The organism is Janthinobacterium sp. 64, assembly GCF_002813325.1.
Classification (GTDB): domain Bacteria; phylum Pseudomonadota; class Gammaproteobacteria; order Burkholderiales; family Burkholderiaceae_D; genus Janthinobacterium.
Window position 1 is genome coordinate 3,885,247 of the sequence record NZ_PHUG01000001.1, and the last position, 14,760, is coordinate 3,900,006.

Here is a 14,760-nt window from a genome sequence, read left to right on the forward strand (position 1 = left end):
AGAGCGAAGGACGGGCATGAGAGCGTCAGCAAGCAAGCCAACCATCCTGGTAGTCGACGACACGCCAGACAATATCGACCTGTTGCGCGCGGTGCTGGAAGACGATTACCGGACCAAGATCGCCGTCAATGGCGAGCGTGCCCTGAAAATCGCCGCCGGCGGCGACCAGCCCGATCTGATCCTGCTCGACATCATGATGCCCGGCATGAGTGGCTACGATGTGTGCCGCGCGCTCAAGGCCGATCCCGCCACGGCCGGCATCCCCGTGATTTTTGTGACCGCCATGAGCGAAGTGGCCGACGAGCAGCTGGGCCTGGCCCTGGGTGCCGTCGACTACATCACCAAGCCGATTTCGGCGCCCATCGTGCTGGCCCGTATCAAGACGCAGCTGGCGATGAAGCAGATGCAGGATTTTTTGCGCGACCAGAATCATTACCTGGAAACGGAAGTGGAGCGCCGCGTGCAGGAAGTGGCGGCGCTGCAGGACGTCACGATACACGCCATGGCTTCGCTGGCCGAGACGCGCGACAGCGAGACGGGCAACCATATCCGCCGCACCTCGCACTACCTGAAGGCGCTGGCCGAGAAAGTGCGCAGCCTGCCGCGTTTCCGCGATTTTTTGACGGACAAGAATATCGAACTGCTGTTCAAGACGGCGCCGCTGCACGATATTGGCAAGGTGGGCATCCCCGACCATATTTTGCTCAAGCCGGGGCGTTTCGAGCCGCACGAAATGGCCATCATGAAGACGCACACCACCCTGGGGCGCGACGCCATCCTGGCGGCCGAGCACGAGCTGGGCATCGAGGTCGATTTCCTCAAGTACGCGAAAGAGATCGCCTACAGCCACCATGAAAAATGGGATGGCAGCGGCTACCCGCAAGGGCTGGCTGGCGAAGACATCCCGATTTCGGCGCGCCTGATGGCGCTGGCCGACGTGTATGACGCCCTGATCAGCCGGCGCATCTACAAGCAGGGCATGGACCATGCACAGGCCGTGCAGATCATCGTCGAGGGGCGCGGTTCGCACTTTGACGCCGAGATCGTCGACGCCTTTTTGCAGATCCAGGACCAGTTCATCGCCATCTCCAGCCGCTATGCCGATGGCGTGTGCGAGATCGCCGACAAGCAGCGGCAGATCGCGCCCTACACCGAAAACATCAGCTGACGGTCTTGAAGAATCGTAGCATTTCCCGGCTGGCGTCCGGCCCTTTGTCGTCCGTGTAGCTGCCATGATTGCTGCCGCCGGACCACGCGTGGCCGGCGCCGTGGATGACCCAGTGTTCGCCCAGCGGCGAGCCATCGGCCTGGCTGTGCGTGGTGCGCGTGTAACGGTGGCCATTCGGTACGCTGCCGTCGATGGAAGCCGCCTTGGCTGCCTTGCCGCCCGCCTGGCTGCGCACGCCCTGGGCGATCAGCTCATCGCCATTGCGCGGGTTGACGGTGGTGTCGCGGTCGCCGTGAAAAACGATGATGGGCACGCCGCCCGCCGGCGCCTTGCGCTGGGCGTTGGGCATGGCGCCGCCCTTCATGGCCGCCAGCGCCGACGGCAAGTCCTGCGCCGAGGCGAAGGGCAGGCCCGAATGCACGCCGACGGCGGCAAACAAATCCGGGTACAAGGTGCCGACGATGACGGCCATGGCGCCGCCCGCCGACAGGCCGGCGACGAACACTTCGCGCTCATTGACCGGGTAGTCGTCGATGACTTGCCGCGCGATGCCGGCGATCAGCGACGGTTCGCCCTGGTCGCGCTGCTGGTCGATGGCATTGAACCAGTTCCAGCAGCGCGAACTGTTGGCACCCTGCGTCTGCGCCGGATAGACGACAAAACATTCCTTTTCTTCGGCCAGTGCATTCATCTGCGTGCCGGCGGCGAAATCATCGGGATTTTGCGTGCAGCCGTGCAGCATCACGATCAGCGGCATGGCCTGGCCGTGATAGCTGCTGGGGATATACAGTTTGTAGGCGCGCGTGCCCGCATGGTTGCGGTACACGCCGTCGATGAACTGCGCGCCAGCCGGCACATCGACCGGTGTGGCGGCCGGCGTATTGAAACCGGGCGGGTGGAAATTCGGCAGCTCGAAACTGGGCATGTCGAAGCTGTGCTGGCCCAGGCCGGCCGGCACGCCCAGGCGCGCCATGAAATCCTGCGCGAAATCCTGCGCCGCCTGCGCGGGCGTGGGCGGTACCGCGTCAGCTTGCGGCGGCTCGGCTCGGGCTTGCGCAGGTGGCGGCGCAGGTGGTGGATTAATGTCGCGCATCGGCTGCGTTGGCGGCGCTTGCGTGGCTGCCGCCTGCGGCGCCAGGCCGGCAGCGGACAGCGCCTGCTGGATCGCTTCGGTGGCGGCGGCGGGACCGCTGCCCATCAGATTACGGGTTGCGGCGCGCATCTGCGCCAGCATGTTGAGAGGTAGTTTCATGACCATCCTTAACGGTGCCGCGCATCGGCCGGGTCATCGCCGCAAACCAATACGCTAGTGAATTCGCCCTGCGAGCGCCGTCTTGACGACGGTGCTGGCGTGCAGGGCACCTAATACGAAAATCGACTCGATGGTGGCCAGTGCCAGTTCCACGGAGACGTCGCTGGCGATACTGGCCAGCCCCAGCACCTGGATCTGCAGGCGCTGGCCGGCTGCCTGGATCGCTTCCAGGTCGGCGCGCGAATAATGCTGCATGCCCAATACCAGGCTTTTACGGGCGACGGTTTGTTTCACCACGTCGGCGTGGATACCCAGCTGGTTGCGTATGGCCGTACGGATCAGATCCGTGCGGTTGGAATAAAATCCCTCCTGAACCAGCAGATCGATCTGCCCCAGGTCGATCAAGCCGAGGTTGATCGTGATTTTCTCGGATTCCCCAATTTTGGGCTTGCTGTCTTGCTTGGCCATATCTCTCCAAAAACTCCACGTGGCATCCATTTGCCATCTGTATGGATGGTAGTATAGTTGTGTAGTATCACAAGTCAAGCAGGATCTGGCCTGATCGTGTTGTAGGACGGGCACCCGCAGAGTGAGAATGGCTGCAAAATAAATTTCCGGAAGATGCGTTTTTGATCATGCTTTCGCTTGAAAATTTATTCATAGAAACATTGCATGCCGAGGCCATCGCCTCGCCGGCGCCGTTTCGCGGCATAATGCAAACCTTCACGTTCACCGATGCCGCTCCATGATGGTCGCTCCCCCACCTCCGCCAGCCGTTCCGCTTTCCTTGCCGTCACCGGTGCCATCGCCCTGTGTCAGCCTGTGCAAGATGAACCGCAACAGCGGTTTGTGCGAAGGCTGTTTGCGCACGCTCGACGAGATCATCGCCTGGAGCAAGGCCGACGACGATTTCAAGCGCGCCGTGTGGGCGGAATTGCCAGGCCGCGAATCTTTGCTCGATTTCGAGCCCGACTACTGAGGAAGCCCATGCCGCGATCGCCAGCGCTGTTCCCCGATGCCATGCAGGTGTTCGAACGCGGCTGGCTGTCGTCGAACAACATCCTGTTCCAAGGGAAGGATGACACGGCGCTGATCGACAGCGGCTATGTCACGCATGCGCCGCAAACCCTGGCCCTGCTGCGCCGCAGTCTCGATGGCCGTCCCCTGGACCGCCTGTTCAACACCCATCTGCATTCCGACCATTGCGGCGGCAACGCGCTGCTGCAAGCCGAGTATGGCTGCCAGACGGCCATTCCCGTCTCGGAAGCGGACAAGGTGCGCGCGTGGGACGTCGACGCCCTCAGCTTCCAGGCCACGGGCCAGCAATGCCCGCGCTTCGGCTTTGACGCCACCATATCTCCCGGCGACACGTTGACCTTGGCCGACATGGCCTGGCAAGCGCTGGGCGCACCGGGCCACGATCCGCACTCGCTGATTTTTTACTGCGCCGACGAGGGCATCCTGATCTCCGCCGACGCCCTGTGGGAAAACGGCTTTGGCGTGATCTTCCCCGAACTCGATGGCGGCTCCGGCTTTCTGGAAGCGCGCGCCACCCTGGACCTGATCGCCAGCCTCGACGTGCGCGCGGTGATCCCCGGCCACGGGCGGCCGTTCCAGGATGCCGCCGGCGCCCTGCAGCGCGCGTATTCGCGTCTCGACTACCTGGCGTCCGATCCCGTGCGCAATGCGCAGAATGCCGTGAAAGTGCTGCTGAAATTCCTGCTGCTGGAACGCCAGCGCATCGCCCTCGCCGCCATACCGGCCCTGCTGCGCGGCATGCCCATCTTCGAAGAGGCCAACCGGCGCTTCCTGCGCCAGGAGGCGGCCGCTCTGGCAGAGTGGGCCGTGTCGCAGCTGGTGCGGGCTGCAGCGGCACGTGTGGAGGGTGAGTACTTGCTTAATGAGGGCTGAACCGGTCAGGTGATAAATTCAGCACGATCGTACTTTTTCTGCACTATAATCAAGCTCAGTGTGTTTCTCACCCCGATCAACTTTCCAGCGAGTCCGCCATGGCATTGCCTGTTGCGTTGCAAAACCTCTCCTTACCCGTTATCGCCTCGCCGATGTTCATCGCCAGCGGCCCGGCCCTCGTCGCGGCGCAGTGCAAGGCCGGCATCGTCGGTTCCTTCCCGGCCTTAAATGCGCGTCCCGCCGAATTGCTCGACACGTGGCTGACCGACCTGCAGGCCGAACTGGCCGCCTTCCAGGCCGCCAATCCCGATAAAAAAGTAGGACCGATCGCCGTCAACCAGATCGTGCACCAGTCGAACGACCGTCTGGCGCATGACGTGGAAGTGTGCGTGAAACACCGGATCCCCATCATCATTTCCTCGCTGCGCGCGCCACCGAAGGAAATGCTCGACGCCATCCACAGCTATGGCGGCATCGTGCTGCATGACGTGATCTCGATCCGCCACGCGAAAAAGGCGCTGGAAGCGGGTGTCGATGGCTTGATCCTGGTCGCCAGTGGCGCCGGCGGCCACGCGGGCACCCTGTCGCCGTTCGCGCTGGTGGGTGAAGTGCGTAAATTTTTCGACGGCCCGCTGGCGCTGTCGGGCTCCATCGCCACGGGCGACGCCGTGCTGGCCGCGCAAGCCATGGGCGCCGACTTTGCCTACATCGGCTCGCGCTGGCTGGCGACCAAGGAATCGAACGTCAGCGACGGCTACCGCGACGCCATTGTCGATTCAAGCGCGGCGGACATCGTCTACACGAACCTGTTTACTGGCGTGCACGGCAATTACTTGAAAAAATCGATCGTCGCGGCCGGACTCGATCCGGAAGCCTTGCCCGAAGCGGACAAGAGCGCGATGAATTTCGGCTCCGGCAGCGCCAAGGCCTGGCGCGACATCTGGGGCGCGGGTCAGGGCGTGGGCTTGATGGATGACGTGCCGAGCGTGGCAGAGATGGTGGCGCGCCTGAAAGCCGAATACGATGCGGCGCGCGCGCGGTTGAAGCTGTAATCGTTGTTGCGATGGTGGTGGTGGTGTCGGATTACGCTGCGCTAATCCGACCTACGACCATGGATTTGGTAGGTCGGATTAGGCCAAAGGCCGTAATCCGACAACATCACAATCACTCCTGCTTCAAATCCTCAGGCTTGATGGCCCACAGGCCCGGCAGGTTGCGCCAGTAGCCATACGCATCCATGCCGAAGCCGACGACGAAGCGGTTCGGGATCACCAGGCCGACGATGTCGGCTTGCACGGGCTTTTTCTTGCCGATGGCCTTGTCGGCAAACACGGCCAGGATCACTTCCGAAGCGCCCATGTCCAGCAAACGCTGCTTGACGTGCGCCAGGGTTTCGCCTTCGTCGAGAATATCGTCGAGCACGATGACGGTGCGGCCCGCCACGTTCGAGCGGGGGATGACTTTCCATACCACTTCGCCACCCTTGTCGTCGTCGCCGTAGCGGCTCACGTGGATGTAGTCGAATTCGAGCGGAAAGCTCAGTTGCGGCAGCAGGTTGCCCGTAAAGACGACGGCGCCGCCCATCACGCCCAGCACCAGCGGGAATTCTTTCGAATCGTCGGCGTTGAAGCGCGTATTGAGCACATCGGCCATGCGCGTGATCGACGCCTGCACGGTATCTTGGTCGAACAGCAGTTCCGCGTTCTTGATCAGGTCACGGGCACGGTTGTGATGAAATTCTTGCATGGACTCTTGCATGGCGATGAATGGGGCTGATGATGAATGCGGGTATTATCCCGCAAACGCCATCCGTGCGCTACGCCTAGCTGTAATCGCGCACGTCGTCGATTATTTTTCCATCCTGCGCCAGGCTGCCCACGGCCACCAGCAGCACGTCGCCGCGCAGCTTGGTCAGTTCGCGGATCGAGCCGATGATGGCTTCCACGCCGCTGGCGTCCGTCGGATCGTCGACTTCGCAATGCAAAGCCATCTCGTCATTGGCCATGCGCCCGGACACGACCAGCCGCGCCTTCTTGATTTGCGGATGGCGGCGCGCGATGTCATGCACCTGCGACGGATGCACGAACATGGCGCGCACCTTGGTGGTCTGGTCGGCGCGTCCCATCCAGCCTTTGATGCGCGTATTCGTGCGCCCGCACGGCGAGTCCGGCGTATCGACCAGCACGGCCGACAGATCGCCCGTGGCGAAGCGGATCAGCGGGTAGTCGGCATTGAAGACGGTGACGACGACTTCGCCCACTTCGCCCGGCGCGACGGGAATGCCGCTGCCCGGATGGACGATTTCCAGCAGCACGTTTTCATCGACGACCATGCCCGGATTGAGCTTGCCATTGCTGGCCGTCTCATAGGCGATGCTGCCGATATCGGCCGAGGCATAGGTCTGGAACACATGCGGCACGCCGTTCGCGGCAAACCAGCTGCGCAGGGATTCGGGCAAGGCTTCCGCGCCCATCACGGCCTTGGTGACGCTGCTGATGTCGGCGCCCATTTCGCGCGCTTTCTCGATGATCAGTTTTAAAAATGACGGCGTGCCGATGTACGTGTCGGGCTTGAGGTCGGCCATCGCCTGCACCTGCATTTCCGTCTGGCCGATGCCGGCCGGGATGACGGTGCAGCCGATGCGCGCGGCACCGCCTTCGACCATGAAGGCGGCCGGCGTGAAGTGATACGAAAAGCAGTTCTGCAGCAAGCCGCCGGCGCGCACGCCGGCCGCATACATGGGCCGCGCGAAGCGCCACCAGTCGGGGCCGCGGCCTTCGGGATCGAATATGGGGCCGGGCGAGACGAACACGCGCGCCAGGGCGCTCTTCGGCGTCGTGTTCAAGCCGCCGAACGGCAGCGCGTCGTGCTGCAATTGCTTGAGGTCGGACTTGCGCGTCACGGGCAGCTGCGCCAGCGCGGCGCGGCTGGTGATGTCGGCCGCGTTGATCCCATCGAGGATGCGGGCCCAGCCTGGCGCCTGTTGCGCGCGCGCGATCAGCTGCGGCAGGCCGGCCATCAATTCGCGTTCGCGCGCTTCGGGGGCGCGTGCTTCCAGACTGTCGAGCGTATCGGTCATGTTACGGATTCTCCAATGTCATTGCAGTAGTGATGGCAGGCGTCAGCCTGGCTGCATAGCGGTACGTTTTCTGTCAGGCCAGCCAGCGCTTGCGGCGACGGTAGAACTTCATGTCGCGGAAACTCTTGCGCCCGGCGCTGGAGACGCCCAGATAAAACTCTTTGACGTCTTCGTTGCTGGCCAGTTCTTGCGCTTGCCCTTCCATCACGACTCTGCCGTTTTCCAGGATGTAGCCGAAGTCGGCGTAGCGCAGGGCCACGTTGGTGTTCTGTTCGGCCAGCAGGAACGACACGTTTTCCTTGTGGTTCAGGTCCTTGACGATGCCGAAGATCTCTTCGACGATCTGCGGCGCGATGCCCATCGAGGGCTCGTCCAGTAAAATCATCGACGGCTTGGCCATCAGCGCGCGGCCGATGGCGCACATCTGCTGCTCGCCGCCCGAGGTATAGCCGGCCTGGCTGCTGCGTCGCGTTTTCAGGCGAGGGAAATAGTGGTAGACCTTCTCCAGCGCGTCTTTCAGTTCGCCGCGCGACAGGCTGCGCGTGTAGGCGCCCGTCAGCAGGTTTTCCTCGATGGTCAGATGGCCGAAACAGTGGCGCCCTTCCATCACTTGCGACAGGCCACGCTTGACCAGCTCATTCGGCGTCAATTGATCCACGCGCTCGCCCTTGAACTGGACTTCGCCCTTGGTGACGTCGCCGCGTTCACCGCGCAGCAGGGTCGAGATGGTTTTCAGGGTGGTCGACTTGCCGGCGCCGTTGGCGCCCAGCAGCGCCACGATCTTGCCTTGCGGGACTTGCAGCGACACGCCCTTCAGGACCAGGATCACGTGGTCGTAGATGACTTCGATATTGTTGACCGACAGGTAGGGCGGTGGGGTGTCTGGTGTTTGCGTGGCAGTGGGTGTCATGGCTGCTTCGTTTTCATGTGATGTTGGTGCTTGTCGGATTACGCTGCGCTAATCCGACCTACGTCGTATCCAGGTAGGTCGGATTAGCGCAACGCGCGTAATCCGACACCACCCCGAAAGCCGCTTACTTCATGCACGCCGGCGTGATCTTTTTCTCTTCGGCGTACTTGCCCGACGATTCCTCGACCAGTTTGCGCACCAGGGCCTTGTCGCCGACGATCCATTTCGGCGTGATGGCGGTCCACTTCTTGCCATCCCACTGCTGCACCTTCACGGCGCCCGAACCTTCATGGTCGTCGCAGCTGGTTTTCACGGTGGGGAACATGCCCAGCGCGCCGACGGCCTTCTGGCGCGCATCATCGACGTTCAGGTTTTCCAGGCCCCAGCGCATCTGCTCGCCCGTGACAGGCTTGCCCTTGCCGAATTTTTCCTGCGCCGTGCGGATCGCCTCCACCCACAGGATGCCGGCCGTCACGCCGCGCATGTGGTAGACGGAGCCGATGCGCGACTGGTCGGACAGGTTGCCCTTGCCGGATGCGTAGAGTTTCTTGCGAATGTCGTCGAGCACGGGGTAGTTGCCTGGCGTATTGAACGTCATCGCCGTGTAGCCCTTGGCCGCTTCGCCCGATGGAATCGTGTCTTCCTCGGAGCCGGCCCACCAGACGCCCAGCATTTTGTCGCGCGGGAAGCCGTTGCGCTGCGCCGTCTTGATGGCAACGGAGTTCATCACACCCCACCCCCACAGGATCACGTGGTCCGGCTTGGCCTGGCGGATTTGCAGCCATTGCGATTGCTGTTCGCTGCCTGGCGGTGCGACGGGAATTTTCACCAGTTCAAAGCCGTACTGTTTCGACAGTGCTTCGAGCACGGGCAGCGGCTCCTTGCCGAAGGCCGAATCGTGGTACAGATGGACGATCTTTTTGCCTTTCAGCTTGTCCATGCCGCCATCCTTGTCGCCCAGGTACTTGATCATGCCGGCGGCCTGGCTCCAGTAACTGGAGATCAGCGGATAGACGTAGGGGAAGACCTTGCCGTTGGCGGCGTCCGAGCGGCCGTAGCCGATCATCGTCATGGGAATCTTGTCTTGCGCCACGCGGTCGAGGATGCCGTAGGCGACGCCCGTGGACAGAGTCTCGACCAAAGTGGCGCCGCCCTGCTTGGTTTTCAGACGTTCATAGCATTCGACGCCGCGCGACGGGTTGTATTCCGTTTCGCATTCTTCCCAGCTGATCTTGACGCCATTGACGCCGCCGGCCTGGTTGACCAGGTTGAAGTAGTCGATGATGCCGCCGTAGAAACCGGAGCCGCCGGCCGCGTAAGGACCGACGCGGTAGGACGGCAGGGCGATGTACTGTTCCTTGTCCTGGGCCTGGGCGCTGCCGGCCATGGTGAGTGCGGCACTGGCGATGGCGGCGGCCAGCATGAGCGATTTGATGTGTTTCATTGTGTGTCTCCTCTTGTTTTATTTGGTATTCAAGTGAACCGACATCGACTGCAAAAACTTAGTGTGGGAAAGGCCAGAGTCTCAATTTTTCCTTGGCGATCTGCCACAGCCTGGCCAGGCCGTGCGGCTCGACGATCAGGAAGAAGATGATCAGCGCGCCGAATACCATCAGTTCCAGGTTCGAGGCCACGCTGGTGGGCAGCGACAGGCCATGCGCGATGGTGTTCAGGAAGACGGGCAGCAGCACGATGAAGGCCGCGCCCAGGAAAGAACCCAGGATCGAACCGACGCCGCCGATGATGATCATGAACAGGATGCGGAAGGACAGGTCCAGGTTGTACGCTTCCGGCTCCACCGTGCCCAGGTAGGCGTAGGCATACAGGGCGCCGGCCACGCCGCAGTAGAACGAGCTGACGGCAAACGCCAGCAGCTTGGTGCGCATCAAGCGGAAACCGATCACTTCAGCCGCCATGTCCATGTCGCGCACGGCCATCCACGAACGGCCCACGTTGGAGCGGATCATGTTCTTGGCCAGCAGCGCCATGCCGGCGACAATCGCCAGCACCAGCAGGTATTTGCTTTGCGGCGTATCGAACTGGTAGCCGAGGATGGTCATTTTCTGCACCGTGATGACGCCCGAGGAGCTGTAGTTGGTCAGATACGGAATCTTGGTCAGGCACCAGACGACGAAGAACTGCGTCGCCAGGGTGGAGGCGGCCAGGTAAAAGCCGCGGATGCGCAGGGAAGGCAGGCCGAAGGCGATGCCCACCATGGCCGCGCACAGGCCGCCGAGGATGAACGACACCAGCAGCGGCAGGCCAGGCAGGCGGGCCATGAAGTTATACGAGGCAAAGGCGCCCACGGCCATGAAGGCGGCCGTGCCCAGCGACAGCTGGCCCGCGTAGCCGGTCAATATGTTCAGGCCCAGCGCTGCCAGCGCGAAGATCAGGAAGGGAATCAGGATCGCCGACAGCATGTAGGGCGAGGCAACATACGGCAGCAGGAAGACGGCGACAAGGAGCGTGGCCGTCAGCGCCAGGCGGTCCTGGCGGATAGGGAAAATCTGGTTGTCAGCCTGGTAGCTGGTCTTGAATTGTCCTGCTTCACGGTAAATCATGGCGTGTCCTTTACTGGCTGTTGGGGTGTTTGTCGGATTACGCCTTCGGCTAATCCGACCTACGATGCTCTTGGGGCCTTATATTCGGCGGATGATCTTCTCGCCGAACAGGCCTTCCGGACGCACCAGCAGGAACAGCAGGGCCAGCACATACGGGAACCAGCCTTCGATGCCGCCGCCCACCATCGGGCCGAGGTAGACTTCGGCCAGCTTTTCCGACGCGCCGATGATCAGGCCACCGACGATGGCGCCGGGCACCGATGTAAAGCCGCCGAGGATCAGCACCGGCAAGGCTTTCAGGGCGATGAAAGTGAGGGCGAATTGCACGCCGTTGCGCGCCCCCCACAGCAGGCCGGCCACCATGGCCACCAGGCCCGCCACGCCCCACACCACGGCCCAGATGCGCTGCAGCGGGATGCCGACCGCCAGCGCCGCCTGATGGTCGTCGGCGACGGCGCGCAGGGCGCGGCCCACCTTGGTTTTCGAGAACAGCAAGGCCAGGCAGATCACCAGCAAGGCGCAGATGCCGGCCGCCATCAGGTCGAACTGCGAGATGTTGATGTCGAAGCGGTCCATCAGGAACTGCATCGGTACGTCTTCGATGGGCAAGTCCAGCTTGTGCACCTGCGAGCCCCACATCAGCTGCGCCAGGCCTTCGATGAAAAAGGTCAGGCCGATGGTGGCCATGAACAGCGTGATTTCCGGCTGGTTGACGAGGGGCCGCAAGACCACCCTTTCAATCGCCATGCCCAGGACGATCATGGTGAGCATCGTCAGCGGGATGGCCAGCCACAGCGACAGGCCGAACTTGTCCATGATGCCGACGCAGGTGAGGGCGGCGAAAAACACCATCGCTCCCTGCGCGAAGTTGAACACGCCCGAGGCCTTGTAGATCAGCACGAAGCCGATCGCCACCAGCGCGTACATGACGCCCGACAGCAGCCCGCCGATCAGCACTTCAAAGAAAAAATTGATATTCATTGCTATTCCTCGTCTAGTGCGCCACGCCGAGATAGGCGTTGATGACATCCTGGTTGCTGCGCACCTCGTCGGGTGTGCCGTCGCCGATCTTCTTGCCGTAGTCGAGCACCACCACCCTGTCCGAGATATCCATCACCACGCCCATGTCGTGCTCGATCAGCACGATGGTCGTGCCCAGCTGGTCGTTGACGTCGAGGATGAAGCGGCACATGTCCTGTTTTTCTTCCACGTTCATGCCGGCCATCGGTTCGTCCAGCAGCAAAATCTCGGGTTCGGCCACCAGTGCGCGGCCCAGCTCCACCCGCTTTTGCAAGCCGTAGGGCAAACGCCCCACGGGCGTCTTGCGGATGGCCTGGATTTCCAGGAAGTCGATGATCTCTTCGGCCTTCTTGCGGTGCTCGATTTCCTCGCGCCGCGCCGGCCCCCAGTACAGGGCTTGCAGCAGGAAATTCGACTTCATTTTGAGGTTACGCCCCGTCATGATGTTGTCGAGTACCGTCATGCCTTTGAACAGCGCGATGTTCTGGAAGGTGCGTGCGATGCCGGACTTGGCGGCCGCGTAGCAATCCATGCCGCGCCGGTGTTCACCCCGATAAATGATCTCGCCCTGCTGCGGGCGGTACACGCCGTTGATCACGTTCAGCATCGAGCTCTTGCCGGCGCCATTCGGGCCGATGATGGCGCGGATTTCATGCTGTTTGACGTCGAACGAGATGTCGGTCAGCGCTTTCACGCCGCCGAACGACAGCGAGATGTTCTTCAGGTCGAGGATCACGGGTCCCGTCTTGCGGGCCGTGCCGAAATGGGCGTCGGGTTCGTTCATTTGCATCGTGCTGTGCTCCATCATGCGGCCAGGCCCTGGGGCCGATACGTTTTGCTGTCCCAGATCTGCAGGTCGGCGCTGGTTGAACCGGTGCGGCCATCCTCGAATTTCACCTGGGTCTCGATGTATTGCGTTGCCTTGCCCTCATACAGGGCGGAAATGAGCACCGCGTATTTTTCGGCGATGAATTTGCGGCGTACCTTGCGCGTGCGCGTCAGCTCGTCGTCGTCCGGGTCGAGTTCCTTGTGCAGCACGAGGAAGCGGTGCACCTGCGTGCGGTCCATCAGCGGATCGCTTGCCAGTTCCGCGTTGACCTGTTCGATGCAGTCGCGGATCAAGCCGTAGGTTTCGGCGCGCGCCGCCAGGTCCGTGTAGCCGGCATACGCGATGCCGCGCCGCTCGGACCAGTTGCCCACCGCTTCGATATCGATGTTGATGAAGGCGCACACCTGATCGCGCGCATGGCCGAAGGCCACCACTTCCTTGATGAAGGGGAAAAACTTGAGCTTGTTTTCGATGTAATTGGGCGCGAAGATGGCGCCGCAATTCATCTTGCCGACATCGGCTGCGCGGTCGATGATTTTCAGGTGGCCTTCGCTGTCGAATACGCCCGCGTCGCCCGTATGAAAGTAGCCGTCGGCGTCGATCACTTCGGCGGTGGCATCGGGACGCTTGAAGTAGCCGCTCATGGTGGCGGGCGACTTGACCAGCACTTCGCCATTGGCCGCCAGCTTGACTTCCACGCCCGGTGCGGGCAGGCCCACGCTGTCGAACTTGATGTTGCCGTCCGGCTGCAGACACACATAGGCGCAGGTTTCGGTGGAGCCGTACAGCTGCTTGAGATTCACGCCGATGGAGCGGTAGAAGCGGAACAGGTCGGGGCCGATGGCGGCGCCGGCCGTGTAGGCGACGCGCACGCGCGACAGTCCCAGCACGTTTTTCAAGGGGCCGTAGACGAGCAGCTCGCCGAGCTTGTAGCTGAGGCGATCGGCCAGCGGCACGGGCTTGCCATCCAAAATCTGCGCGCCGCAGCGCTTGGCCACGTCCATGAAATGGCTGAACATGTGGCGCTTGATGCTGCTCGCGTCTTCCATGCGTATCATCACGCTGGTGAGCATGTTTTCGAACACGCGCGGCGGCGCAAAGTAGCAGGTGGGGCCGATTTCGCGCATGTCGATCATCACCGTGTCGCCCGATTCGGGGCAGTTGACGGTAAAGCCGGCCACCATCGCCTGCGCCAGCGAGAACAGGCAGTCGCCCACCCATGCCATGGGCAGGTAGGACAGGATGTCTTCCGCGTCGGTGAGCTTGTCGAAGGCGACGCCGCCAACGCCGGCGGCCAGCAGCGCCGTGTGGCTCTGGCACACGCCCTTTGGCTTGCCCGTGGTGCCCGAGGTGTACAGGATGACGGCCGAGTCGCTGCCCTGGCCCGCTGCCACGGCGGCGTCGAAAAAGCCCGGATGCTCGCGGTCGTAGGCCCGGCCCAGCATCTGCAGCGCGGCAAAGGACGTCAGCTCCGGCTGGCGGTAATGGCGCATGCCCCGTTCATCGTCGTAGGCGATGTGGGCGACGTGCGGGTACAGGGTTTTCAGTTCGAGCAGCTTGTCGACCTGCTCCTGGTCTTCGACGATGGCGTAGCGGATTTCCGCATCCTGCAGCACATAGGCCATGTCGGCGGCCGGCGCGTCCTGATACAGTGGCACGGGCACGCCGCCCAGGCTTTGCGCTGCCAGCATGGCCCAGTACAGGCGGGGACGGTTGTCGCCGATGATGGCGAGGTTCATGCCGCGCTGGAAGCCGATGGCGGCCAGGCCGCAGGCCAGCGCGCGCACCTCGTCGTTAACCTCGGACCAGGTCCAGGTTTGCCAGATGCCCAGGTGTTTTTCGCGAAAGGCGGGCTTGTCGGATCGTACTGTCCCGTGCTGCAATAAGCGCCGCGGAAAAGTCGGCATCGTTGCTGTGGTAGTCGTTTGCACCAGTGTCTCCCTGTTGCTTGTCTCAGGCTCCACCTCGTTGGATGGCGCTCTGTGTTTTTATGTATAAGGCGTTTGTGCAATGATAGTAGCCTGCGTTAG

Annotated in this window: 14 protein-coding genes; 4 read left to right on the plus strand and 10 right to left on the minus strand. The window is 62.4% G+C overall.

What is annotated here, in order from left to right; translation table 11 throughout:
* Positions 1 to 16: 16 nt before the first annotated feature.
* Positions 17 to 1,168: a response regulator gene (locus tag CLU91_RS17040; RefSeq protein WP_100875110.1), complete on the plus strand. Its 1,152-nt coding sequence runs from the start codon at positions 17 to 19 to the stop codon at positions 1,166 to 1,168.
* Here CLU91_RS17040 and CLU91_RS17045 read toward each other — a convergent pair.
* Positions 1,161 to 2,420, minus strand: coding sequence for an extracellular catalytic domain type 1 short-chain-length polyhydroxyalkanoate depolymerase (locus CLU91_RS17045; RefSeq protein WP_232730781.1), 1,260 nt, complete (start codon positions 2,418 to 2,420; stop codon positions 1,161 to 1,163). The genes CLU91_RS17040 and CLU91_RS17045 overlap by 8 nt on opposite strands.
* Positions 2,421 to 2,474: 54 nt before the next feature.
* Positions 2,475 to 2,888, minus strand: coding sequence for a CopG family transcriptional regulator (locus CLU91_RS17050; RefSeq protein ID WP_034783786.1), 414 nt, complete (start codon positions 2,886 to 2,888; stop codon positions 2,475 to 2,477).
* 361 nt (positions 2,889 to 3,249) lie between these two features.
* Between CLU91_RS17050 and CLU91_RS28525 the strand changes: the two genes are divergently transcribed.
* The 3 genes from CLU91_RS28525 to CLU91_RS17065 all read left to right on the plus strand — a co-directional run bounded on the left by CLU91_RS28525 (position 3,250) and on the right by CLU91_RS17065 (position 5,383).
* Positions 3,250 to 3,399 carry a DUF1289 domain-containing protein gene (locus tag CLU91_RS28525; RefSeq protein WP_230504287.1) on the plus strand — a complete coding sequence of 50 codons (150 nt, stop codon included), beginning with the start codon at positions 3,250 to 3,252 and terminating at the stop codon, positions 3,397 to 3,399.
* Between the two features lie 8 nt (positions 3,400 to 3,407).
* Positions 3,408 to 4,331, plus strand: a complete 924-nt coding sequence (locus tag CLU91_RS17060; protein ID WP_100875112.1) for an MBL fold metallo-hydrolase — start codon at positions 3,408 to 3,410, stop codon at positions 4,329 to 4,331.
* 98 nt (positions 4,332 to 4,429) lie between these two features.
* The gene (locus CLU91_RS17065; RefSeq protein WP_100875113.1) at positions 4,430 to 5,383 is read left to right on the plus strand and encodes an NAD(P)H-dependent flavin oxidoreductase; all 954 of its coding nucleotides are present in this window, start codon (positions 4,430 to 4,432) and stop codon (positions 5,381 to 5,383) included.
* Positions 5,384 to 5,495: 112 nt separating this feature from the next.
* Here the strand turns inward: CLU91_RS17065 and CLU91_RS17070 are convergent, their stop codons facing one another.
* From CLU91_RS17070 to CLU91_RS17105, 8 genes are all read right to left on the minus strand, one after another.
* A complete protein-coding gene (locus CLU91_RS17070; protein ID WP_100875114.1) occupies positions 5,496 to 6,077 on the minus strand; it encodes a hypoxanthine-guanine phosphoribosyltransferase in 582 nt (193 codons plus the stop codon).
* Between the two features lie 76 nt (positions 6,078 to 6,153).
* Complete coding sequence (locus CLU91_RS17075; RefSeq protein ID WP_100875115.1) at positions 6,154 to 7,410, minus strand: phenylacetate--CoA ligase family protein; 1,257 nt, start codon at positions 7,408 to 7,410, stop codon at positions 6,154 to 6,156.
* A 73-nt stretch (positions 7,411 to 7,483) separates the two neighbouring features.
* Entirely contained in the window at positions 7,484 to 8,320 is an 837-nt protein-coding gene (locus CLU91_RS17080) for an ABC transporter ATP-binding protein (RefSeq protein WP_071079964.1), read from the minus strand.
* 124 nt (positions 8,321 to 8,444) lie between these two features.
* Positions 8,445 to 9,764, minus strand: a complete 1,320-nt coding sequence (locus CLU91_RS17085) for an ABC transporter substrate-binding protein (RefSeq protein WP_100875116.1) — start codon at positions 9,762 to 9,764, stop codon at positions 8,445 to 8,447.
* 58 nt (positions 9,765 to 9,822) lie between these two features.
* Complete coding sequence (locus tag CLU91_RS17090) at positions 9,823 to 10,881, minus strand: branched-chain amino acid ABC transporter permease (protein ID WP_035823552.1); 1,059 nt, start codon at positions 10,879 to 10,881, stop codon at positions 9,823 to 9,825.
* A 78-nt stretch (positions 10,882 to 10,959) separates the two neighbouring features.
* Entirely contained in the window at positions 10,960 to 11,856 is an 897-nt protein-coding gene (locus tag CLU91_RS17095; protein ID WP_198521486.1) for a branched-chain amino acid ABC transporter permease, read from the minus strand.
* 19 nt (positions 11,857 to 11,875) lie between these two features.
* The gene (locus CLU91_RS17100; RefSeq protein ID WP_029496076.1) at positions 11,876 to 12,691 is read right to left on the minus strand and encodes an ABC transporter ATP-binding protein; all 816 of its coding nucleotides are present in this window, start codon (positions 12,689 to 12,691) and stop codon (positions 11,876 to 11,878) included.
* 14 nt (positions 12,692 to 12,705) lie between these two features.
* Positions 12,706 to 14,637, minus strand: coding sequence for an AMP-binding protein (locus CLU91_RS17105; RefSeq protein ID WP_100875117.1), 1,932 nt, complete (start codon positions 14,635 to 14,637; stop codon positions 12,706 to 12,708).
* Between the last annotated feature and the right edge of the window lie 123 nt (positions 14,638 to 14,760).

Bases quoted from the DNA above. Each gene is read 5' to 3' on its own strand.
- CLU91_RS17080 (WP_071079964.1), bottom strand. From the start codon at position 8,320: ATGACACCCACTGCCACGCAAACACCAGACACCCCACCGCCCTACCTG.
- CLU91_RS17040 (WP_100875110.1), top strand. From the start codon at position 17: ATGAGAGCGTCAGCAAGCAAGCCAACCATCCTGGTAGTCGACGACACG.
- CLU91_RS17105 (WP_100875117.1), bottom strand. From the start codon at position 14,637: ATGCCGACTTTTCCGCGGCGCTTATTGCAGCACGGGACAGTACGATCC.
- CLU91_RS17045 (WP_232730781.1), bottom strand. From the start codon at position 2,420: ATGAAACTACCTCTCAACATGCTGGCGCAGATGCGCGCCGCAACCCGT.
- CLU91_RS17070 (WP_100875114.1), bottom strand. From the start codon at position 6,077: ATGCAAGAATTTCATCACAACCGTGCCCGTGACCTGATCAAGAACGCG.
- CLU91_RS17050 (WP_034783786.1), bottom strand. From the start codon at position 2,888: ATGGCCAAGCAAGACAGCAAGCCCAAAATTGGGGAATCCGAGAAAATC.
- CLU91_RS28525 (WP_230504287.1), top strand. From the start codon at position 3,250: ATGAACCGCAACAGCGGTTTGTGCGAAGGCTGTTTGCGCACGCTCGAC.
- CLU91_RS17085 (WP_100875116.1), bottom strand. From the start codon at position 9,764: ATGAAACACATCAAATCGCTCATGCTGGCCGCCGCCATCGCCAGTGCC.
- CLU91_RS17060 (WP_100875112.1), top strand. From the start codon at position 3,408: ATGCCGCGATCGCCAGCGCTGTTCCCCGATGCCATGCAGGTGTTCGAA.
- CLU91_RS17100 (WP_029496076.1), bottom strand. From the start codon at position 12,691: ATGCAAATGAACGAACCCGACGCCCATTTCGGCACGGCCCGCAAGACG.
- CLU91_RS17075 (WP_100875115.1), bottom strand. From the start codon at position 7,410: ATGACCGATACGCTCGACAGTCTGGAAGCACGCGCCCCCGAAGCGCGC.
- CLU91_RS17065 (WP_100875113.1), top strand. From the start codon at position 4,430: ATGGCATTGCCTGTTGCGTTGCAAAACCTCTCCTTACCCGTTATCGCC.
- CLU91_RS17090 (WP_035823552.1), bottom strand. From the start codon at position 10,881: ATGATTTACCGTGAAGCAGGACAATTCAAGACCAGCTACCAGGCTGAC.